Genomic DNA, 21,258 nt, shown 5'->3' on the forward strand with positions numbered 1-21,258 from the left:
TTATGACTACTTTCGACACCCTCCTGACCGGGTGGGCCGCCGATTTCGGTGACCGCACGGCGGTCGGCGACGGCGTCTCGGGCGGATACAGCTATCGCGATCTGGATGCGGCGGCTCGCGACGCGGCGGCCTGGCTGCACCGCGTCGTGCCGCGTCCGCCGTTTCTGCTCCTGCCCGGTAATACGCCCGACGACGTGGCATTCCTGCTGGGCGCCCTGCGGTCGGGCCTGGTCCCGTTGATCGGCGATCCGGCGTGGAGCGAACGCGAGATCGAGGACACCGCCGGCCGCACCGGCGCGTCCGTCGTGATCTCGGGACGGCACGGTGACAACCTGCCCGGCTACCGTTGCCGGGGCGGTGCGATCCGTACGGTGCGGCCCGGTGCCGGCGAGAACGACTGTGCCACACACGATCTGACCGACATCGACTTCGGCCGCTTCACCTCCGGCAGTTCCGGCGCGCCGCGCTGTCTGGGATTCGGCAGTGCCGCCATGATCAATGCCGCGACGGCATGGCGCACCGCGACCGGGCTCGACGCCGACGACTCGGTGATGTGTTTCGCCTCGCTCAACAACGGGCTCGCCTTCAACACGTCGTTACTACCGGTCTTCGCCTCGGGCGCCACCCTGATCCTGCCCGGCGTGAGCCCGATTCCCTCACAGCTGCGCAGCGCGCTGCGTGACGCGGCGCCGTCGGTGCTGGTGGCATTTCCGTTCATCTACGAGGTGCTCGCGAAACGCGATCTCAGCGCGCTCACCTCGCTACGCCTGCTGGTGAGCTCGGCCGCACCGCTGTCGGCCGATGTCGAGCGCCGGTGGTCCGAGGCGGTGGGACGGCCGGTGTGCAACTACTACGGGCTGGCCGAAGTCGGCCCGGTGACCTTCAACGACGGCCGGACCGCGGGAGCGCTGGGCCGGGCGCTGCCCGGGGTGGACATCGCCACCCACCGGACCGGCGGCGCGGACGACCCGTCCGCGCGTATCGCGGTCCGGACGCGGTCGATGGCCACCCGGTACCTCGATCCCCGGCCGCCGGAATTCGGCAGCCATCTCGACGCCGACGGCTACTTCCGCACCCAGGATCTCGGATACCTCGCCGACGGCGACCTTTTCGTCACCGGCCGCGCCGACCGGATCGTCAACATGGCCGGACGCAAGATCGATCCCGGCGAGATTTCGGAGGTGCTGCAGCGCCATCCCGCCGTCACCGGCGCCCTGGTCCGCGGGGAGGGCGCCGGATCGGACACCGTGCTGTGCGCGTATGTGGAATCCGCCGCCGTGACGCGCGACGAGCTGGTCGAGCACTGCCGGAAATACCTGGCCCCCTTCAAGTTTCCGCAGCGCTGGTCGATCGTGCCGGTGTTGCCCCGATCCTCCGCGGGCAAGATCATGTCCGCCGGACTGGCAGCGATAGGAACAGCTTCGCGATGAACCACGCAGAGATCATGAGCACTCTCAAATCCCTGATCGTCAAGGAGTCGGGTGGGCAGATCGACGAGTCGGATATTCAGGGCGGCCCCGAATCGCTGCGCCGCCTGGGACTCAATTCGCTGGCGACCCTGCGCATTCTGGTGGCCGTCGAGGACGAGTTCGGCATCGAGTGGGACGACGATGTCGACGAGGCGGTCATGAGCGACGTGCAGGTGATGTGCGACCACATCGCGGACAAGCTGGGCATCCCGGCCTGACCCGCCCACCGAGCCGAAATCAGGAATCGCCATGACATCGAGCGCAACGCCCGCGCAACAGCGGCTGGCGGTCAATCTCGCCCTCGGCAGTCTGCAGTTGTCGGATACCGGGCACGACGACTTCAATCAGGGCCAGATATCGGCCCGCCTGCCCCGCACCGACCATTTCTTGATCAAGAGCGCGCTGTGCGGCTTCAGCGAGGCGACGCCGACGGACATGATCCTCGCCGACGTCGATCCGCAACGGCCGGTGCATCGCATGGCGCCGCCGGAACTTCCCCTGCACCAGGCGATCTACCGCGCCCGGCCGGACGTGAACGCGATCGTGCACAGCCACGCGCCCAACACCTTGGTCTTCGGCGCTCTGGATGTGGAGTTGGCCGCACTCTCGCATGACGCCGCGCCGTTCGTCGACCGCTGCCCCCGATTCACGTCGACCAGCAACACCATTCTCGACATCGAGACCGGCCGGGCCGTCGCGCAGGCGCTGGGCACCGCCCCGGCGGCCTTCCTGCGCAACCACGGCGGCGTGATCGTGGGGCGCACGCTGCGCCATGCCGTGGTCGCCGCGCAACTGCTGGAACGCGCCTGTGAACTGCAACTGAAGGCCCTGGCCACCGGGGTGAAGTTCTTCAGCTCGACCGGCAGCGACATCGACGCGAAAAACGACTACATCTACAGCGATATCGCGGTGAAGAGCTACTGGGATTACGGGGTGCGGGCGATGGAACAGCGCCACCCGCACGTGCGGGACTGGGTGGTGGCGCCGTGATCCGCATGGAACGGGTGCTGCGCCGGCAACAGCTCGACAGTTCCGCCTCCAAGGTCCGGCCCGTCTTCGGGCGGGTGCGGTCGGCGTCGTTGCGCGGGCCGGCCGTGCGCACGCCCGGTGACGACCGGCTGCGGACGCTGCAGCGACTGCTGGAATCCGGATACGGCTGCACGACCTCCGAGGGCGGCCGGATCCGCCGCCGCGCGCCCTCCGCGGGCGGGTTGTATCCGACCGAGGTGGTCTGCGTCGTCGCCCTGGAGGGGCACTGGACGGCACTCGCCTACGACTTCCACCGCCGGCTCTTCCGGGAACTGGCCCGCATCGACCGCGATATCGTGACCGCCGTCTGCGCCGCCCGCGACGATCAGGCCATCGTCGTGGTGACCAGCACGCTGTGGCGGACCTTGCAACGCTACGGATTTCGCGGCTACCGCTACTGCCTGCTCGACGCGGGGATCGTGATGGGCACCCTCGCCCAGGTGTGCGGCGCCGAGCGGCGCACGGTGAGCTATCCGGACAACTGGTCGCTGGCGCAGATCCACGAATCGCTCGCCCTGCCCGACAGCGAGATCGTCGCCTGCGCGGCGGTCGTGGACTGCGCCACGGCGGCGGCCGGTGATGTCGAGCAGCACCCCGATATCGTCACCGGGCCGGCCGTCTGGCAGCAATCACCCATGCTGGCAGCGGAATTGGAGCGGACGATCCGGCTCGACCGAGCCATGCGGGTGGCCGAGTCGCCGCACGATTGCCTGGTGCCCGTGGCGGCCGCCGCCGAGGTCCCGGCCGATCTTCAGGATCTGCTGGCCCGGCGCCGTTCGGCCCGGGGCCTGCGGCGAGGGCAGTTGGACTACGAACGCTGCGCACCGCTGTTCCGCGCGATCGGCGCGGCGCTGACGGACTGGCCGCAACGATTGCGTGACAGCATCGTCGTCGGTGTCGCCGTACGCGATGAGCGGGCCCGGACGGCCGCCGTCCGGCGGGCGGTGCCGGAGCCGGTGCGAGTCGCCGGCATCGGCCACCTCTCCGATTCGGCCGTGGCGGACCTGTTCGGCGGCCAGGCGCTGATGGCCGACGCCGATCTGTTCCTGATCGCCGGAATGCGTTCGGACAGTGCGGAAGACGCCGTCGCGATGTTTCGCACCTGTCTGCTGCAGATCGGCCTGCTCACCGCCACGCTGCAACTGCTCGCCGTGCGCGCGGAGGTGGGGCACACGGTGGTCGGCGGATTCGACGACGAACGGCTGTCGACGGTGTTCGGCCACACCATCACGCCGCTGATGGCGATCGCCTTGGGCACCGCGAATCAACTGACGACGAAGAACGACACGCTGAGGAGAACATCGTGACCGGATATCTGGTCGACGGCGCCACCGAATTGCTCGGAGCCGCATTGATTCTGGAACTGCTGGACAGCACGGATCGGCCCGTCCATGCCGCGGCCGCACCGCATACCGGTGACGTCGCGACGGTGTTGCGGGCCGCCGCGAGCGCATACGGATACGACGGCGAGAACGGCGACGGTTTCCTCGATCGCCACGCGGAACGGCTGCATATCGCCGAGAGCGCACAGGCCGCGCTCGCCTCCGGGACGATCGGCGAGGTCTGGCACTGCCCGCAGCGTGTGGTCGTCGAGGAGGAACTGCCCGGCGGGAATGTCGCCGTCGACGTCGAGGCGGCCCGCGCGCTGCTCGCCGCCGCCGAGGCGGCCGGAGTGGCCCGGTTCGAACTGCTCGGCACGGCCTATGTGTCCGGGTCGGGTAACGAATTCGAACGCAGCCAGATCACGATCGAACAGCTCGCGGGTGCGTCGGCGCTGACGAGCCGCATCTGGCGGACCGGCATCGTGACCGGTCACAGCCGCACCTTCGAGGCCGTGGGCACCTCGCCGTTCTACGGTCTGCTGGACGCGATCGCCCGCACCAAGCACGGGGTGGAAGCCCTGGTCGGCTCGCTGATGAGCATGCGCGCCATGGCGATCGCGCTCGATCCCGCACTCGAGCTGAATCTGGTTCCGGTCGATGCGGCGGTCGCCGCGATCGTCACCGCCTCCCGCGATTCCGGGGCCGGCGCCCCGGTCGTCCACGTGACCAATGCGCGGACCGTCACCCTGGGCCAGGTGCTGGCCGCGGCCTTCGACGCCCTGCGGATGGCGGCGCCCGACTACGTCGAGTCCACCGGGTCGTGCCTCGGCTTGGAAGAGTTGTGCGATGCCGAAATCCGCTCCTACGGTTCATGTTTCACCGTATCGAAGGAGTTCGTCGGTGGTGGTGCGTCCACCGGTGGCGCGCTCGATGTCGAGATCTCGCCCCAGGTGCTCGCCGGGCTCTTCCGGGCTCGCGCCGGGCTCGTCGAAGCGGGGCGCTGAGGTGGGCTTCGACCGCGAGGCCTTCACCACCATCGCCGATACGCTGAACCCGGAGGAGGTCGCCGCCCAGGAAGCCGCCGGGGCCCACCCGGGCGAACTCTTCCGCGCGCTGCTCGACACCGGGCTTGCCGAACTCGTCATCGCCGGTGCGCCGGGGTCCGGCGACCGCTGGGCCTTCTGCTCGGCGATCTCCGACCTCGCGCAGCGCTGGGTCGGCCTGGCGGAATCCATTCACTACCAGGTGCTGTCGATCTGCGCCTTCGCCGAATCGGGCTCGCCCGACCAGCATTCACGCTATCTCGAGGCCATGTGCCGCGGCCGGCTGATCGCCTCGAACTGCTTCAACGAGGCGGGGGCGGGCTCGGATCTGGCGGCGATGCGGACCTCGGCCCGGCGCACCGACGACGGCGACTACGTCCTCGACGGCACCAAACAGTGGATCGGCCACGCCCAGATCGCCGACCTGCTGTTCGTCTACGCCAAAACCGCCGATCGCGGTCTGCGCGGGATCACCTGCTTTCTCGTGGACGCGCATGCGCCCGGTATCACGGTCACGCACCGCCCGAAAACGACCGGCGCCGGCAGCCTCCCGTCCGGTGATATCCGCTTCGACTCGGTCACGCTGCCGGCCGACAGCGTGGTGGGCCGGGTGAACCGCGGCATGCTCGCCGGCGAGAGCCTGTTCACCCAGGGCCGGTTGGGGGTGGCCTCCTGCGCGGTCGGCCTGGCTCGCGCAGCGATGGGCCGGGCCGGCGCCTATGCGGCCGAACACCACCAATTCGGCAGTCCGATCATCGATTTCCAGGGCGTCGCGTTTCCGCTCGCCGAGATCAGCACCGATATCGCGGCGAGCGCGGCGCTGCTACGGGCGGCGTGCGCCGCGGTCGAAGATCAACGTCCGGACGCGCAAGTGCTTGCCGCCCAGGCGAAACTGCACGCGACCCGCACGGCCCGGCGGGCCACCGACACCGCCATCGGCACCCTCGGCTCGCGGGCCTTCGACGCGGCCGAACCGGTCCTGCGGTGGGCTTCCGAAGCGCATCTGCTGGAAGTGGTTCAGGGCACGCCGCAAATCCAGAAGATCGCCATCGCGGCGCAATTACGTTAGGAGCCAACGGTGCTGCCCACCTCTTTCGGATGTTTCACCCTGCCATTCCATCCGCCCCGGCAGGACCCCTTCCACTCGCTCGGCGACGATATCGACCTGGTGTTGCTGGCGGAGGATCTCGGTTTCGACGAGATCTGGATCGGCGAGCACCACGCCGGTGGGTGGGGCACCTTGACGGCGCCCGACCTGCTGATCGCGGCGCTCGCCCGGGAAACCCGCGCCATCCGCCTGGGAACCGGGGTCGTGCCGCTGCCGTACCACCACCCCGTGCACGTGGCCGAACGAATCCTGCTGCTGGACAACCTCACTCGCGGACGTGCGCTGCTCGGCTGCGGCCCGGGAGCCTTCGTGCAGGACATGGAGATGATCGGCGTGGACCCGGCGCAGGTGCGGCCGCACTTCGCCGCGGCACTGGAAACGGTGACGGCGCTGGTGCGCGGCGAGACGGTCGACGTGCACACACCATGGTTCACCGCACGAGAGGCCCAGTTGCAGCTGCGGCCGTATCGCGAACCCGTCGAGGTCGTCGTGGCGAGTTCGCTCGGCGACCCCGCGATCGAACAGCTGGCCGGCACCGGCACGCACCCGCTGGTGAATCTGACGCCGCCGTGGGGTGCGCTGCGGGCCGGTATGGTCGGCGATCCGATCGGTCAACTGGCACAGCGACTGTCGGTGCTGCGAGAACGCGCGGCGGGGCCGATCCGCCTGAATGTCTTCGTGCACGTGAGCGACTCGCGCGAAAGCGGTATCGACGAGATCTTCGAGGGCTGGATGCGGCAGCGCCTCGAGCTGTACCGGGGCACGCTCGGCATGCCGGTGCCCGGATCGGAGAGCGCGGGCCGGTCCGCACTCGAGGCGTTGATCGACGCCGGGGCCTTCATCGTCGGGCCGCCGCAGAGCTGTGTCGAGCGGATCACCGAATTGTCGACGCGGCTGGGCGGTCTCGACACCCTGATCCTGTTCGTGCCGGGGTGGGTGCCGAACCCGCTGCTGGAACGTAGTCTGCGCGCCTTCGCTCGCGAGGTGGCACCGGCACTGCGCGGCTGGCACGCGGGTGTCGAGAAATCCCTGGCAGCGGCCACCGCCGGATCCGCTCGGCGCGCCGAGTTGCGGGCAGCCATGGCGAACGCGCCCGTCGGCGTCTGATCGGCGGCGGTCAGGCTCCTCCCGCCAGGCGGGAGGGGCCACCGCCGTCGCGGCCGATCGCCTGCAGTACGCGCCAGCCGTCGCCGACCCCGCCGAGGCAATAGTCGCGCGGAAGTTCCACGCGGTCGAGAAGGACGGTGTCCACATCGGCCCGAGGGGTGGCCCTGGCCTTGGCGACGGCCACGCCGGGTGCCGTCATATCGCAGATGAAGCAGGTGAGGCCGTCGTATCCGGTCGCGGCCGGATCGGTGCGTGCCAGCAGCAGGCCCCAGCGGGGTGCGTGCCTGCGGACGCCGAGCAGTTTGGTGCCGATGACGGACCAGTACCCGCCCATCCAGCAGGCTCTGGTCTGGACATCGGCCAACTCGGGGCCGGAGGCGAATTCGTCCAGTAGTTCACACCATTCGGCCCCCTGCGCCAGCGGCCGGGGCCAACCGGCCGCGCGTTCGTGCGCGAGATAACGTCTGATCCGGTCCCCGGCGTCACCGGTTCCGGCGGTACGGCGACGAATGCGGAACGCGGTGAGTTCATGGTGGTCTGCCGACGCGGTGGGCATCGTTCCCTCCTTCGAATCACAGCCATTCTCGAAGCCCCCGGCCGTGCCCCGCTCGTCGCTTGTGAACGAACCGGCGTCCGGTCCGCTGGACGAACTATCCAGCACCGCCGGTAACGAAGACCGCATGCCCCGGTCTCTAGGCTGAAGGCAGTTGTCGGACGAGCGGTGGAACCGGACAGGAGAACGGTGGGTGGCGGCAGTACGCAGTGAGGGCTCGCCGGGCAGGTCCCGCAGGCAGCGATCCCAGCTCTCCGACCAGGTCGCTCACGAACTCAGGGCCCGGATCATGGCGGGCACGCTGCGCCCCGGGGACGCGATCCACCTGGAGGACACCGCTGCCGAACTCGACGTCAGCATCACACCGTTGCGCGACGCGCTGCTGACCCTGCGCGGCGAGGGTTTCGTCGAACCCGGCGCGCGCCGCGGCTTCGTCGTCAGCGAACTCAGCCGCGACGACGTCATGGATGTGTTCTGGCTGCAGCGGCAGATCGCGAACGAATTGGCCCGCCGCGCGGCGCGCCGGCTCACTCCGGAGGTGTCACAACGGCTCGACGACCGGATCGGCTCGTTGCGCGCGGCGGTCGCCGGCGGTGATGCCGAGGCGATCTCCGATGCCGAGTTCGCCTTCCACCGCGAACTCAACCATCTGGCGCGCGCGCCGAAACTGGCGTCGTTCCAATTGAAGATGGGCTGGTACGCACCGCATCGCCTGTATTCGGCCGATCGTTCCTGGGGTGAGTTCGCCGTCGCCAGTCACGAGCGGCTGGTCGCCGCGATACGGCGCGCCGATATGGACGAAATCGACGCCGAGACGCGGGTGCTGTTCGCCGACGCGGCTCAGCGCCTGCTCGCTCATCTGGATCGGGTCGGGATGTGGGGGGAGGCCGCCGACGAGTCGGGCGCCGATTCCGGGGACGGCCGCTCGGCGATGCGTTCGTAGAGTTGTGCGGCGGTGAACCAGCCCGCGGGCAGCCGCACCAACTCCCCGGCCAGCCGCAAGGCCCCCAGTGCCGCCGCCCGGATGTCGCGCACGGAATGGTTGAGCTCCAACGTTTCCGGGCCCGCGGTGAAGACGACGTGATGGTCGCTGACCATCGGTCCATACCGCACGGAGGTGATGTCGGCGTGCCCGCCCATCGTCTCCCGGAGCAGGCGTGCGGTTCCGGACGGGGCATCGCGTTTGGTGGTGGGGTGACGATCGAGGATCGTCGTCTCCATATCGTCGCTGATCGCCCCCGCCAGCTGCGCCGCCAACGCCGCCGTCCGCATCTGAATCCAGTGCAGCGGACTGAGATTCGTGGCCAGGGCGACGGGAATCTCGGCGCTCAGTTCGCGCAGCAGGCGCAGCCGCTCACTGCCGGGATTCGAGACGCAGTACAGCAGGGGAGAACCGGTGCGCCGGCACAGTTCCGCCGTAACATCCAGTGCCGCAGGGCTGCTCGCGTCCACGACGACATCCGGACGCTCGACGCCGATCCGCCGGCCGCGGGACCACACCTCGGCCACGATCGGCAGCCCGCACCGCGCGCATTCGCGGGCGACGGCACTACCGAGCCGGCCGGTGGATCCCACGATGGCGACCGTGTTCACATCCATGGGCGGCGACGCTACGGCCGCGGCGTGGGCGGCGCCATGGCGGAGTCGGCCGATCCGCGCGCCGCGTTATTGGACCGAACATCCAGTGCCACAGTCTTTTCCGTGATGCATCGCTATCCGGGGCCGGTGTCGCCGGCGGATTCGTCGATGCCCAGCGATGCCGCGCATCGCAATGCGACCTCGAGCTCCAGGCGCCGCGCCTCGATGGGATGACCGAGTAGGTGTTCGATGCGTTCGAGGCGGTACCGGACGGTGTTGCGATGCACCCCCAGTTCGCGGGCGGTGGATTCCACACTGCACATCCGCTCCAGATAGCACCCGAGGGTCTCGCGGAGCCGGGCCAGCGCCGCCCCCGGCCCCGACAGGGCACTGAGTTCGCGCTCGACGAAGGCGTGCATCGCCTCGGCGTCCTGGCTGACCAGGTAGTCGAGTTCGACCGAGTCGTAGAGCACCATCCGGCCGGTGCGTCGCCGCATACGCTGAATGCGTTGCGCCGCCAGAGATTCGAGATGACTGCGGCGAAATCCGGCCAGTCCGGACGCGGGGCGGCCGAAGGCGAGTCGCATCGAACCGGTCGCGGCCAGGCCGGACAACTCCGGGGTGGCGCACCGGTTGGTGCGGGCCCAGGCCCACACGGTGCGGCTTCCGCCCGCCAGGGCGAAACTGCCGCGCGCGTCGAGCTGTGCCGCGATGCGCTGGGCGGCCCGTTCGAGGTCGGCGAGGCTGCCGGGCGCGTCGTCGTCGAGCCACAGCAGATAGGCCAGGTGGACGTCGTCGAGGCAATATCCGAGCCGCAGTTCGGCCACCGCGGGATCGATGACCGACCCGGACACGATCGCGCGCACCGTCTCGCGGCGGCGGGCGAACCGGCCGGACTGGTCGGGGGCGTGCTGGGTGGCGAAGGTCGGGCTGAGTTGTTCGACGCAGGTGCCTGCCCAGTCGGTGACGCATCCGGCCGCGTGCCGGACCAGCTCACGGGTGGCGTCGGCGTCGAGGGAGGCCAGGCTGATCTGATCGGTCAGGACCCGGATCATCGCCTGCTGTCCGGAACGGTAGATGCGCAGCAGGACCCGCAGGTCCATGCCGTTGTGCGCGATCGACTCCGCGAGCACGTACGCCTCGTCCGGGAGTTCGGTGGGGGTGGCGCCCGTCGCGAGGTTGGGCAGCATGATCCGGCCCAGGGCCAGCGTGCTCGCGTGCAGATTGGCGCGCAGCGCGGGCGTATCCATCTCCGGCACGTCCCGCAGGATGTGGCCGTCGGTGTAGGCGACGATCGACTCGAGTTGCTTGTGATCGAGTAGGTCCGGGATCAGGCTGTCCAGCCATGCGCGGGCCTCGCGTCCGATCGTCGCACCGGTCATCACACCCCCATCCGCGAGTCGTGTCGATGCGAACCGGCTCGCAGCAGCCATTGCCGAAAGGAGTGTGCGGGACTCGCTTTCGAATGTCAGGCAGCTTACCAAGCTGCGACTCCCGTGTGAAGGCATGTGCCTTCAGTCCAAGATCGGCGCCCGGAATTGGGCCGATTCATCCAAGCCGATGTCCGCGCATCCATGCCAGGCTCGCCCGAACGGCACGGCTACGAGGACCGAGCCGATTGCCCGCGATATGGCGCACAGGAGCAGACGTGTCGAAGATCGAAGCCACGCCCGGGGTCGACGGTGTGAACGGAAAGGCGCCGGCGACACCCGCGACCGAAATCGAAGTGCGGAATCCGGCATCCGGTGAGCTGGTGGGAACGGTGGCGATCGCGTCGGCCGAGGATGTGGCCGAGGCGACCCGGGCGCTGCGCCGGGCCCAGCCGGCCTGGGAGGCCATCGGTCCGGGCGGCCGGAAGAAGTGGCTGCTGAAATTGCAGGACTGGGTGATCGACAACGCCGAGGAACTGGCCGACGCCATCCAGTCCGAAACCGGCAAGCCGCGCATCGACGCCCGAGTCGAAATCGCCTTCACCGTCGACCAACTCGGATACTGGGCGCGCAACGCCGCGAAATTCCTCGCCGACCAGTCCGCGCCCCCGCATACGCCGCTGATGCGGGTGAAGCAGCTGACCACGGTGTACCAGCCGTACCAGGTCGTCGGTGTGATCACGCCGTGGAACTTCCCGCTCGGCATGGGCATCGCGGACGTCGTGCCCGCGCTGGCGGCCGGCGCCGCGGTCCTGCACAAGCCCTCGGAGGTCACGCCGCTGACGCCGCTGGTGCTGCAGCGCGGCTGGTCCGAGATCGGTGCGCCGGCGGTGCTCGCCGTGGTCTCCGGGGCCGGTGCCACGGGTGCGGCCCTCATCGACAATGTCGACTACGTGCAGTTCACCGGTTCGGTGCCCACGGGCCGCAAGATCGGCGTCGCCTGCGCCGAGCGGATGACGCCCTACAGCCTCGAGCTGGGTGGTAAGGATCCGGCGATCGTGCTCGCGGACGCCGATCTGGACCGCGCCGCCTACGGCATCGCCTACGGCGCGCTGGTCAACGGCGGGCAGCTGTGTATCTCGATCGAGCGGGTGTACGTCGAGGCGGCGGTCCACGACGAATTCGTCGGCAAGCTGGTCGCCCACGTGAAGGAGCTGCGTCAGGGCCAGGACGATCGCAGCAACTCCTTCGATCTCGGCCCGCTCGCCACGGCCGCCCAGATGCAGATCGTGAAGCGGCACGTGGACGAGGCGATCGCCGCCGGGGCGACCGCGCTGACCGGTGGAAAGCCCACCGGCACAGGCACTTTCTTCGAGCCGACGGTCCTCGTCGACGTCGACCAATCGATGTCGTGCATCACCGAGGAAACCTTCGGACCCACCATTCCGGTGGTGAAGGTGGCCGACGAGGCCGAAGCCGTTCGGCTGTCGAATGATTCGATCTTCGGGCTGTCGGCGTCGGTGTGGACCGGAAATCGCGCCCGCGGTCAACGCATCGCGCGCGAGCTCGAGGCCGGTGCGGTGAACATCAACGATTCGGTCATCAATCTGTTCAATCCGACCATCCCGCACGGTGGTTGGGGACAGTCCGGTACCGGCTACCGCTGGGGCGGCGCGAACGGCCTGCGCAAGTACTGCCGCGCGAAGGCGATCACCGCGCCGTCGCTGCCGACCCAGAAGAAGGAAATGCTCTGGTTCCCGTACTCCCCGTCCAAGTTCGGCTTCATGGAGGCGGCGATGCGCGCGATATCGGCGCGGGGTCGGCGGCGCTTCGGGCCGCGCTGATCGTCCACCGCTGCGGGCCGAAATATCGGTCCGGCAGCGGCTGTTGTGCAGGGTTGTGAGCAATGGCGAGGTGAAGATCCGGTTCGGGGTCGGGACGGGTGCGGCCGCCGATCCGGACGATCTGGCGGCGCTGGTGGATCGGCTCGAGGCGGCGCGGGTGGACTCGCTGTGGTTCTCCGAACTGGTCTTCGCGCCGGCCGTCGATCCGACGGTGGGGATGGCGTTCGCGCTGGCCCGCACGAGCCGTCTGAAAGTCGGTACCTCGGTCGCGATTCTGCCCGGTCGCCATCCCGTGCTCGTCGCCAAGCAGCTGGCGTCCCTGGCCGTCCTGGCTCCGAAGCGGGTGCTGCCGGTGTTCGGGTTACAGCCCGCGGGGCCCGGGGAGAAGGAACTGTTCCCGGTGCCGGGGCCGCGCGGCGCCGTCTTCGACGAATCGCTGCGCCTGCTGCGAGACGTATTGCGCGCCGACGAGGTCGATTTCGACGGTGACTACTTCACCGTTCGCGCGGCGACGGTCGGAAAGCGGCCGGCCCGCCCGCTCGACATCTGGCTCGGTGGTCGCGCGCCGGGCGCCTTCCGCCGCATCGGCCGATACGGCGACGGCTGGCTGGGCAGCTTCGTGACCCCGGCCGAGGCGGCGGCCGGAGTCACGGCGATCAACGCGGCGGCGGCCGCGGCGGGCCGGGAGATCGAAGCCGACCACTTCGGCATCACGCTGTTGCTCGCGGAGAACGGCATCCCGCCCGAACTGGCGGCACGGATCCGTGCGCAGCGACCGGGTGCCGATCCGGGCGATGTGATCGCCGGGAGCTGGGCGGACCTGCACCGGCTCGTGGACGGGTATCTCACGGCCGGACTGAGCAAATTCGTGGTGGTGCCGGCCGACGGCACGATATCGGCGGAATTCGTGGACCGGTTTGTCACCGAACTGCTGCCGCGTCAGAACTGAGGACACGCGGTCGGCTCCTCGCCGGGGACACGGGACACAGGGTGTGCTGCGGGAGCCGTCACGGCACGTCGACGACGAGCTTGCCGGCGTTGTGCCCCTCGTCGAGCTGTTCGTGGATCGCGACGATGTCGTCGAGCGGCATCGTCTTCGCGATGCGCGGGTGGACGAGGCCGCGCTCGAACAGCGGCGTCATCTCGGTGAGCCGACGGCGTTCACGGCTGAGGAAGATGCCGTAGAGCGTCTGGTTGCGCTGGTAGAGATCGTCGAGCCGGCCTTCCGGTCCCAGAATGGTGGCGATGCGCCCGCCGCCGCGGGTGGCGGCGCAACTGCGGCCGACATTCTCACCACCCACGGTGTCGAGAACCGCGTCGACGCCGAGGCCGTCGGTGTGCGCACGGGAGACCTCGACGAAATCCTCGCTCTTGTAGTCGATCGGGGTTACGCCGAGATCCCGCAGCAGCCCATGATGATCGGCTCCCGCGGTGGCCAGCACGGTGGCGCCGGCCGCGCGGGCGAACTGCACCGCGAACGTGCCGACACCGCCGGATCCACCGTGGACCAGCACCGTCTGTCCCGGGCGCACAGCGAGCCGGCGCACGATCGCCTCCCATGCGGTGCCGCCGGCCAGCGGAATCGCGGCGGCCTCCGCGAACGACAGGGTCGTGGGTTTCGGCGCCACGATCGCCGCGGACGCCACGTGGTACTGGGCATAGGCGCCGCCGCCCGAGGCCAGTTCCGACGTGTAGTACACGGCATCGCCGACCGCCACGTCGGTGACTCCGTCGCCGACCTGTTCCACCTCGCCGGCGACATCGCTGCCGATCACGGCCGGTAGCGCCAGGTTCGGATTCGCCAGTCCGCGGCGGATGATTCCGTCCACCGGGTTCGCGCTCGACGCCCGGACTCGCACCAGCACCTCACCCGGTCCCGGACGCGGCGTGTCGACGTCCCGAACGGCCAGCGCGTCCGGACCACCGAATTCCCGCAGCACCGCTGCACGCATATGCGCATCTCCTCCTTCGAACGGTCAGCCCGCGACACCGGCGGATGCGGCCTTGCGGGGCAAGGAGCGGATCAGTTTGCGATTGGCGAAGCCGAACATGCCGAGTTCGGACAGTTCGCGGCCGAAACCGGACTGCTTCACCCCGCCGAAGGGCAGATCGGCCTGCGAGGAGGTCGGATGGTTGATCCACACCATGCCGCTGTCGATCTGCTCGGCCACCGCTCGCGCGCGGTCCGGGTCACTGCTGTACACGGTGGCGCCGAGACCGAACTTCGAGGTGTTCGCCAGCTCGATCGCCTCGCGTTCGCCGCCGACGCGGTACACCACCGCGACCGGGCCGAACAGCTCCTCGGAATAGGCGCGCATCTCGGGGGTCACATCGGTCAGCACCGTCGCCTCGACGAAGGCGTCCCGCCGCCCCGGCGCGGGTACGTCCGGTCGGCCGCCGCCGGTGACCACCGTGGCGCCCTTCTCGCGCGCATCCTGAACCTGTTCCAGCAGGTCGTCGGCGGCCTTCGTCGAGGACAGCGGTCCGAGTGTGGTTTCCGGATCCGACGGATCGCCGGGGCGCAATGCGCCGAACCGTTCGGCCAGACCGGCCACGAAGCGGTCGCAGAGTTCGTCCGGAACGATGAAACGCTTTGCGGCGACGCAACTTTGACCGGTGTTCGCCATTCGCCCGGTGGTCGCCGCATCGATCGTGTCGTCCAGATCGTCGGCATCGAGCACGATGAACGGGTCGCTGCCGCCGAGTTCGAGCACGCATTTCTTGACGTGCCGCCCGGCGATCTCGGCCACCGACGCACCGGCGGCGTCGCTGCCGGTGAGGGATACCCCCTGGACAGCGGGGTGGGCGAGGACGTGCTCGACATCCGAGATCCGCAGGAAGACGTTGGTGTAGACCCCTTCGGGTGCGCCGGCGTCGGTGAAGATCTTGTGCATCTCGATCGCGGTGAGGGCGCAGATCTTCGCGTGTTTGAGCAGAATCGTGTTGCCCAGCACCAGATTCGGCGCAGCGAACCGCACCACCTGATAGAGCGGGAAGTTCCACGGCTCGATACCGAGCAGCACTCCCAGCGGCGCGTTGACGACCTGGGCTTCACCCTCGTCCACCGGCAGCGCGGTGGGCTGCAGAATTCGCGGTCCGTTCTCGCCGTAGTACTGCAGGATGCTCGCCGCGAGGTCGACCTCGAACTCGCTCTCGGAAATACGTTTGCCCATCTCGCGGGTGATCAGCCGGGCGAGGTCGTCCTTGCGTTCGCGCATCAGATCGGCCGCCGCGGACACCACCCGAGCGCGCTGCTCGACCGGTGTCGCGCGCCACGACCGGTACGCCTGGTCCGCGCGTTCGAGCAGGGCATCGAGTTGCTCGGTCGCCAGATAGGGCAGTTCCGCGAGGGTTTCGCCGGTATAGGCGTCGATCGTCTCGAACGGTTCGGCGTCGGGACCCGAGGCGCTCATCGGCTGGACGTTGGTCGATGTCATCGGTCACCACTCCTCGTACGACGGAAGCCGACCCGGTCGGTGTCGGCCGGTGTCAAGGGGTGGCTACCCGCCCACGGCGCACGAAACATCCGCCGGGATGCGGGGCTGCGGCGGCCCACCGGGCGGGGTGGGCCGCCGATTCCTCAGGAGACCTTGACGTTGGCCTCGGTCGTGAACTCCTCGCCCGCGATGATCTGCGAGACGAAGCCGTCCGGGCCCACCGGGCGGTCGCCGACCACGGTCACCCGGTGCAGGGTCCGGGTCACGTCGAGGTGGCCGAGGTCTTGGGGGCCGAGGTGGGCGGTCGAGCGGTTGTCCCAGACGGCGACGCTGTTGGCGTCCCAGCGGAACCGGACCGTGTACCGGGGGCTGCTGAGGTGGCCGAAGAACAGCTCGAGGATCTTGGCGCTCTCGACGGGAGAGACCCCGGCGATGTGGTCGGTGAAGCCGGGGTTGACGAACAGCGCCCGCTCACCCGTTTCGGGATGCACGCGCACCACCGGATGTTCCGAGATCAGCAGATTGTCGTTGATCCGGCGCGCGTAGGCCTCGTTGTCGTCGAACTTGCGGCCCGCCGAGAACCGGTGCACCGCGGTGAGTCCGTCGGCGAACGCCCGCAGCGGCTCGGACAGACCCTCGTATGCCGCAACGAGATTCGTCCAGGTGGTGTCGCCGCCGAATTCCGGAACCACCTCCGAGCGGAGGATGGAGATGGCCGGCGGGTTCACCGAGGCCGTCACATCGGTGTGCCAGCCGCTGTAGTAGCTGTACTGGCGCTCCTGGGAGTCCGGTCGTGCCGAGCCGTAGCGCCGCTCGTAGACCTGGGGATCGATGGTCAGGATCTGCGGGGCATCGCTGGGCGGCGCGTCCTCGTGCGGATGCGCGTGGGTGAGCTCGCCGAAGCGGCGGCCGAACTCGATCTGCTCGGCGTGGCCGAGGTGCTGGTCGCGGAAGAACAGCACCTTGTACTTCAGCAGTTTGCGGCGCAGCCGCGCGACGGTCTCGTCGTCGAGTGGCTTGCTCAGATCCAATCCACCGATTTCCGCGCCGATATGCCCGGCCACCCGTTGCACGGTGAAGGCGCCGTCATTACTTTCGGTCGTTTCGTTCTTTTCGACAGCCAGTGTCATGTCACTACACTCCATCGCATTCGGATGCACCGGGCCGGGAGTCGCCATTGGTGCGGGAGATATCGTGGGGCGCAATGATTTCCGATCCCCACGACGGCTCCGATGATAATTTCGGAACCACTTCCGCCGCACTTGTTGCCGTCGCCGTGATTTCAAATATCCGCGTTATTTATTTTTCCCGGCAAAGAAATTCCGGGCGGTTCTACAATGGCATCCCGGCGCGCTGCTCGGCCGATTTGTCCTAGTTCGGATCACGCTGATGCGGAACGGTGCCGAACGTCGCCCGGTCTCGTAGGGTCGGCCGGAGACGTATGGGGACCAGACGGGACCGAGGCCTATGAGACCGGCGAGAGGGTGGCCGACGGCCGCGGGCGCGGTACTCCGCGCGATCTTGGGATTGGGTGGCGCATCGCGTTCGGTCGTCGCCGCCCACGCGGGGCTGTCCCCGGCGACGGTGACGAGTCAGACCCGGGCGCTGCTCGAGGCGGGTCTGCTGCGCGAATCGCCCCCGGTGGACCGCTCGCAGCGGGTGGGCCGGCCGCATTCGCCGCTGGAGCTCGATCGCCGGAATGCGGTGGCGGCCATCCATTTCGCGGCCACCCAGACCCGGGTGGCGGTAGTCGACATCGCCGGCGCCATCGTCGCCGGTGCGCTGGTCCCGCATCGCACGCTCGAGGGAGCGGATCTGGTCGCCGACGCCGCCGACGCACTCGCCGCGCTGCGCCGCGATCTTCCGGAGGGCACTCGCCTGTCCGGGGTCGGCGTCGCGACCGGGGGCTGGGTCGATCCGGAAGCCGGCGTGGTGCTCTCGCACCCGCTGCTGCGGCTCGAAGACACGCCCGTCCGGGACGTGCTGGTGCGGCTCACCGGCCTGCCGGTCGAACTGGACAGCCATGCCCGCGCGATGGTGCACGCGGAACAACTGTTCGGCGCTCTGGATTTCGATGCCTCGGCCGCCGTGCTGTTCGTCGGCAATGTCATCGATGCGGCCTTCGCCGTCGACGGCCGGGTCCACTACGGCCCCGGTTCCTCGGCCGGCTCGCTGGCCACGCTCGTACCGTCCGACCTCGGTCCGGATGGCCCGGGCCCGCTCGACACCTATTCCGACCGTTCGCTCGAACGGCGCGCGGCCGGTTTGGGGCTCACTGCGCAGCCCACGATTCCGGCGCTCATCGCCGCCGCCGAAACCGATCCACGGGCCCATGCCCTGTTCGAGGATCGGGCTCGCGGACTGGCCGCGGTGGCCGCCGCGCTGCTCGATGTGCTGAATCCGGAGACGCTGATCATCACCGACCGGGCCTTCACCGGCCTGCCGGCGGTGCGCGCCACCTACTTCGACGCGATCGCCGCGCGAGCGCAGGTGCGTTCCGCGCGGCACCGCATCATCGGCACGTCGTTTCCCGACCGCTCGCTGGAGACCGCCGCCGCGGCGGTGCTGCTGCATCGCCTCTACGCCGATCCGCTCGCCGTCGCACCGGACGGGTTCGGTGCGCACCGGAAGGAGGAGTCCGGGTCGCGGTTCGAGTCACCGCAGTTCGAGTCTCGGTAATTTTAAGTAGACCGAATATTGTGGGCCGCAAGAGAATTCGCGACGATCGATAGATGAGAAAGCTCATCGAAACGCGACCGTCCACGCGTAGGATGCGCCTCACCCGCAGGGTCGGTGCGGCGTCGTTCGTGGTGCTGGTCGCCGCCTGTGCCTCGTCGGCCTGTGCGACCTCCGGAGGGTCCGCCGACTTCAGCAAACCGCTACCGACCAGCGTGCCGCCGGGCACCTCGCTGAAGATCTCGGCCACGGATATGAAGGTCGCCCTGACCAGTAGCGGCCAGATCGACAAACTGCCCTTCACCGTGCCCGATTGGCCGAATGTCTCCGCCGGCCCGGATGTGATCCAGGCCTTCAAGGGCGGCGCGGTCGAGTTGGCCAGTAATGCCGGAATACCGTCCATCCAGGCACACGCGCAGGGCCTCGACACCCGCATCGTCGCCGTGCTGTGGCGCAGCACCCCCAACTACGGCCTGGCCACCGCCCCGGGCAGCACTATCCACAGCCTGCAGGACCTGCGCGGTAAGAAGATCGCCTTCTCACCCGGCCAAGCCCAGGGCGGTGTGGTGCTGCGGACTTTGCAGCAGGCCGGGCTGACAACCTCCGACGTCACACTCGTGCAGCTCAACAGCCCGCAATTCCTCACCGCGCTGCAGGGCAAACAGGTCGATGTGGCGCCGCTGGCCGAGCCGTCGCTGACGAAATACCTCGCGCAGTATCGATCCGAGGGTGCCGGGACGGTGCCGTCCGACGCGGTCGACGCGTTGAGCATTCTCTGGGCGCCGACCGCGGTGCTGGCCGACGACAACAAGCTCGCGGCCGTCACGGAATTCGTCAAATTCTGGGCGCGCGCGAAGGTCTGGGAATGGGAGAACCAGGACCGCTGGATCGCCGACTACTACGTCAAGAATCAGGGCGTGAGCGAGGCCGACGGCCGCCGCATCATGGCCACGACCGAACGGCCGTATTTCCCGGATAACTGGGACAAGTCGATCGACTGGGAACAGCAGACGATCGACTTGATCACCTCCTCGGGTGCCTTCGGAAAATCCTTCGACGCCCATCAGTTGTTCGATCGGCGATTCGAGAAGATCGCCGCCGACGCGGTGGCTCCGCAATATCGCACCAAGGCACAGGGGTGACCCGATGACCGTCGTCTCCGCACATCTTCCCGCTCTCGGCGCGCGCCCCGCCGTCGCCGCGGGCTTCACCGCCCGGCCCGCGCGCCGCCGTCTCGGCCTGCGCCGGCAGATCCCGTTCGCGCGGCTGGTCGGTGTGGTTCTGCTGCTCGCCGCCTGGTCGGCGGGGGCCTATCTCGGACTCCTCGATCCACGCAAATTGTCCGCCCCGTGGACGGTGGTGACGACCGGGTGGGACTTGCTCACCGACGGTCGACTGCTCACCGATATCGCGGTGTCCATGCAGCGCGTGGCCACCGGGGTGTTCCTGGGCATTCTGATCGGCACCACCCTCGCGCTGATCGCCGGCCTGTCGCGGGTCGGAGATTCGTTGGTGGACGGCGTGGTTCAGCTCAAACGCTCGATTCCCACGCTGGGCCTGGTTCCGCTGATGATTCTCTGGCTCGGTATCGGCAACGGTTTCAAGATCGTGCTGATCATGCTCGCTGCCGCGGTGACCCTCTACGTGCCCGCGCATTCCGCACTGACCGGTATCGACCGGCGGCTCGTCGAACTGTCGGAGATCCAGGGCGTTTCCCGCTTCGACTTCATCCGGCAGGTCGTGATTCCCGGATCGCTGCCGGGGTTCTTCCTCGGACTGCGGCTCGCGGTGAATACGTCGTGGCTGGTGCTGGTGGTGGTCGAGTCGGTCAACGCGACCGACGGTCTGGGAAAGATGATGCAGGACGCCCAGAACTACGGCCAGGCCGACGTCATCCTCGTCGCGCTCGCCGTCTACGGAATTTTCGGCCTGGCATGCGATTCCGGAATCCGGATCCTGGAGCGAAAGGTGCTGTCGTGGCGGCAAACACTGGCGGACTGACCCCCGACCCCGGTGCGGGGGTGCAACTGAACGGGCTGACTCGCAGATTCGGCGGCCGAGCCGTACTCGACACCGTCGATCTGACCATCCCCGAGGGCCAATTCGTGGCGCTGCTGGGCAAGAGCGGATCCGGCAAGTCCACGCTGCTGCGGGCGCTGGCCGGCATCGATCACGGTGTGGCGGGCGAAGGCCTGTTGCGGGTGCCGGACCGGACGTCCATGGTGTTCCAGGATTCCCGGTTGCTGCCGTGGAAGCGGGTGCTGCCCAATGTGCTCTACGGTCAGCCCCGTTCCCGTCGGGCCGCGGCCTCCGCGCTGCTCGGCGAGGTCGGCCTCGCCGGACGCGAAAAGGCATGGCCGGGCGAGCTTTCCGGCGGCGAGCAGCAGCGTGCCGCGCTGGCTCGCGCCCTGGTGGGCGAGCCGGAACTGTTGCTGGCCGACGAACCCTTCGGCGCCCTGGACGCGCTGACCCGCATCCGCATGCACGCCCTGCTGCGCCGCCTCGTCGCGGCTCATCGCCCGACCGTGCTGCTGGTGACCCACGACGTCGACGAGGCCATCACCCTCGCGCAGCGGGTGCTGATTCTGGACCGCGGGCGCATCGACGTCGATATCGATATCGATATCGACGGCCCGCGCGATCCGGCGCAACCGCAGTTCCAGCGGATCCGCCGCTCGCTGCTGAGCGCGCTGGGCGCCGATCCGATCGCGGCCTGAGCGCC

The 21,258-nt window shown here is 68.8% G+C and carries 21 protein-coding genes; 15 read left to right on the forward strand and 6 right to left on the reverse strand.

Features of this window, described 5'->3' with window-relative positions; all coding sequences use genetic code 11:
• The first annotated feature begins 2 nt into the window (after positions 1–2).
• Genes IRT45_RS27325 through IRT45_RS27355 form a run of 7 tightly spaced genes read left to right on the forward strand, consistent with a single transcriptional unit; the run spans position 3 to position 7,078 of the window.
• Positions 3–1,430 carry a class I adenylate-forming enzyme family protein gene (locus tag IRT45_RS27325; RefSeq protein ID WP_194808727.1) on the forward strand — a complete coding sequence of 476 codons (1,428 nt, stop codon included), beginning with the start codon at positions 3–5 and terminating at the stop codon, positions 1,428–1,430.
• Between the two features lie 14 nt (positions 1,431–1,444).
• Positions 1,445–1,687 (forward strand): phosphopantetheine-binding protein, encoded by a 243-nt coding sequence (locus IRT45_RS27330; protein ID WP_194808728.1) that lies wholly within the window; start codon positions 1,445–1,447, stop codon positions 1,685–1,687.
• A gap of 31 nt (positions 1,688–1,718) precedes the next feature.
• Positions 1,719–2,459: a class II aldolase/adducin family protein gene (locus IRT45_RS27335; protein WP_194808729.1), complete on the forward strand. Its 741-nt coding sequence runs from the start codon at positions 1,719–1,721 to the stop codon at positions 2,457–2,459.
• Complete coding sequence (locus IRT45_RS27340) at positions 2,456–3,805, forward strand: hypothetical protein (RefSeq protein ID WP_194808730.1); 1,350 nt, start codon at positions 2,456–2,458, stop codon at positions 3,803–3,805. Before IRT45_RS27335 ends, IRT45_RS27340 begins: the two co-directional genes overlap by 4 nt.
• Positions 3,802–4,824 (forward strand): hypothetical protein, encoded by a 1,023-nt coding sequence (locus tag IRT45_RS27345; RefSeq protein WP_194808731.1) that lies wholly within the window; start codon positions 3,802–3,804, stop codon positions 4,822–4,824. Before IRT45_RS27340 ends, IRT45_RS27345 begins: the two co-directional genes overlap by 4 nt.
• A gap of 1 nt (position 4,825) precedes the next feature.
• Complete coding sequence (locus tag IRT45_RS27350; protein WP_194808732.1) at positions 4,826–5,932, forward strand: acyl-CoA dehydrogenase family protein; 1,107 nt, start codon at positions 4,826–4,828, stop codon at positions 5,930–5,932.
• A 9-nt stretch (positions 5,933–5,941) separates the two neighbouring features.
• Positions 5,942–7,078, forward strand: coding sequence for an LLM class flavin-dependent oxidoreductase (locus IRT45_RS27355; protein WP_194808733.1), 1,137 nt, complete (start codon positions 5,942–5,944; stop codon positions 7,076–7,078).
• Between the two features lie 10 nt (positions 7,079–7,088).
• On the opposite strand, the gene IRT45_RS27360 is transcribed toward IRT45_RS27355, so the two are convergent.
• Positions 7,089–7,634 (reverse strand): hypothetical protein, encoded by a 546-nt coding sequence (locus IRT45_RS27360; RefSeq protein WP_194808734.1) that lies wholly within the window; start codon positions 7,632–7,634, stop codon positions 7,089–7,091.
• Positions 7,635–7,824: 190 nt separating this feature from the next.
• Here IRT45_RS27360 and IRT45_RS27365 point away from each other — a divergent pair, with 190 nt between their 5' ends.
• Positions 7,825–8,574 carry a GntR family transcriptional regulator gene (locus IRT45_RS27365; protein ID WP_309241174.1) on the forward strand — a complete coding sequence of 250 codons (750 nt, stop codon included), beginning with the start codon at positions 7,825–7,827 and terminating at the stop codon, positions 8,572–8,574.
• Here IRT45_RS27365 and IRT45_RS27370 read toward each other — a convergent pair.
• Complete coding sequence (locus tag IRT45_RS27370; protein WP_194808735.1) at positions 8,487–9,230, reverse strand: dihydrodipicolinate reductase C-terminal domain-containing protein; 744 nt, start codon at positions 9,228–9,230, stop codon at positions 8,487–8,489. The genes IRT45_RS27365 and IRT45_RS27370 overlap by 88 nt on opposite strands.
• 113 nt (positions 9,231–9,343) lie before the next feature.
• On the reverse strand, positions 9,344–10,591 hold the full coding sequence (locus IRT45_RS27375; protein WP_194808736.1) for a CdaR family transcriptional regulator: 1,248 nt from the start codon (positions 10,589–10,591) through the stop codon (positions 9,344–9,346).
• Positions 10,592–10,866: 275 nt separating this feature from the next.
• On the opposite strand from IRT45_RS27375, the gene IRT45_RS27380 reads away from it, so the two are divergent.
• A complete protein-coding gene (locus tag IRT45_RS27380; RefSeq protein ID WP_309241178.1) occupies positions 10,867–12,423 on the forward strand; it encodes an aldehyde dehydrogenase family protein in 1,557 nt (518 codons plus the stop codon).
• Between the two features lie 70 nt (positions 12,424–12,493).
• Positions 12,494–13,372 (forward strand): TIGR03854 family LLM class F420-dependent oxidoreductase, encoded by an 879-nt coding sequence (locus IRT45_RS27385; protein ID WP_194808755.1) that lies wholly within the window; start codon positions 12,494–12,496, stop codon positions 13,370–13,372.
• A gap of 58 nt (positions 13,373–13,430) precedes the next feature.
• On the opposite strand, the gene IRT45_RS27390 is transcribed toward IRT45_RS27385, so the two are convergent.
• The 3 genes from IRT45_RS27390 to IRT45_RS27400 form a co-directional block, all read right to left on the reverse strand.
• Positions 13,431–14,375 carry a zinc-binding dehydrogenase gene (locus IRT45_RS27390; protein ID WP_194808738.1) on the reverse strand — a complete coding sequence of 315 codons (945 nt, stop codon included), beginning with the start codon at positions 14,373–14,375 and terminating at the stop codon, positions 13,431–13,433.
• Positions 14,376–14,399: 24 nt separating this feature from the next.
• Positions 14,400–15,860, reverse strand: coding sequence for an NAD-dependent succinate-semialdehyde dehydrogenase (locus tag IRT45_RS27395; RefSeq protein ID WP_194808739.1), 1,461 nt, complete (start codon positions 15,858–15,860; stop codon positions 14,400–14,402).
• A gap of 143 nt (positions 15,861–16,003) precedes the next feature.
• Positions 16,004–16,990: a TauD/TfdA family dioxygenase gene (locus tag IRT45_RS27400; protein ID WP_194808740.1), complete on the reverse strand. Its 987-nt coding sequence runs from the start codon at positions 16,988–16,990 to the stop codon at positions 16,004–16,006.
• 74 nt (positions 16,991–17,064) lie between these two features.
• Between IRT45_RS27400 and IRT45_RS27405 the strand changes: the two genes are divergently transcribed.
• The 5 genes from IRT45_RS27405 to IRT45_RS27425 all read left to right on the forward strand — a co-directional run bounded on the left by IRT45_RS27405 (position 17,065) and on the right by IRT45_RS27425 (position 21,253).
• Positions 17,065–17,235: a hypothetical protein gene (locus IRT45_RS27405; protein WP_194808741.1), complete on the forward strand. Its 171-nt coding sequence runs from the start codon at positions 17,065–17,067 to the stop codon at positions 17,233–17,235.
• A gap of 92 nt (positions 17,236–17,327) precedes the next feature.
• Entirely contained in the window at positions 17,328–18,539 is a 1,212-nt protein-coding gene (locus IRT45_RS27410; RefSeq protein ID WP_194808742.1) for an ROK family transcriptional regulator, read from the forward strand.
• Between the two features lie 53 nt (positions 18,540–18,592).
• Positions 18,593–19,678: an ABC transporter substrate-binding protein gene (locus IRT45_RS27415; RefSeq protein WP_228535234.1), complete on the forward strand. Its 1,086-nt coding sequence runs from the start codon at positions 18,593–18,595 to the stop codon at positions 19,676–19,678.
• 4 nt (positions 19,679–19,682) lie between these two features.
• Positions 19,683–20,537 carry an ABC transporter permease gene (locus tag IRT45_RS27420; protein ID WP_194808743.1) on the forward strand — a complete coding sequence of 285 codons (855 nt, stop codon included), beginning with the start codon at positions 19,683–19,685 and terminating at the stop codon, positions 20,535–20,537.
• Positions 20,513–21,253, forward strand: a complete 741-nt coding sequence (locus IRT45_RS27425) for an ABC transporter ATP-binding protein (RefSeq protein WP_309241175.1) — start codon at positions 20,513–20,515, stop codon at positions 21,251–21,253. Before IRT45_RS27420 ends, IRT45_RS27425 begins: the two co-directional genes overlap by 25 nt.
• The last annotated feature ends 5 nt before the right edge of the window (positions 21,254–21,258 follow it).

Source organism: Nocardia sp. BSTN01 (assembly GCF_015354405.1).
GTDB lineage: Bacteria > Actinomycetota > Actinomycetes > Mycobacteriales > Mycobacteriaceae > Nocardia.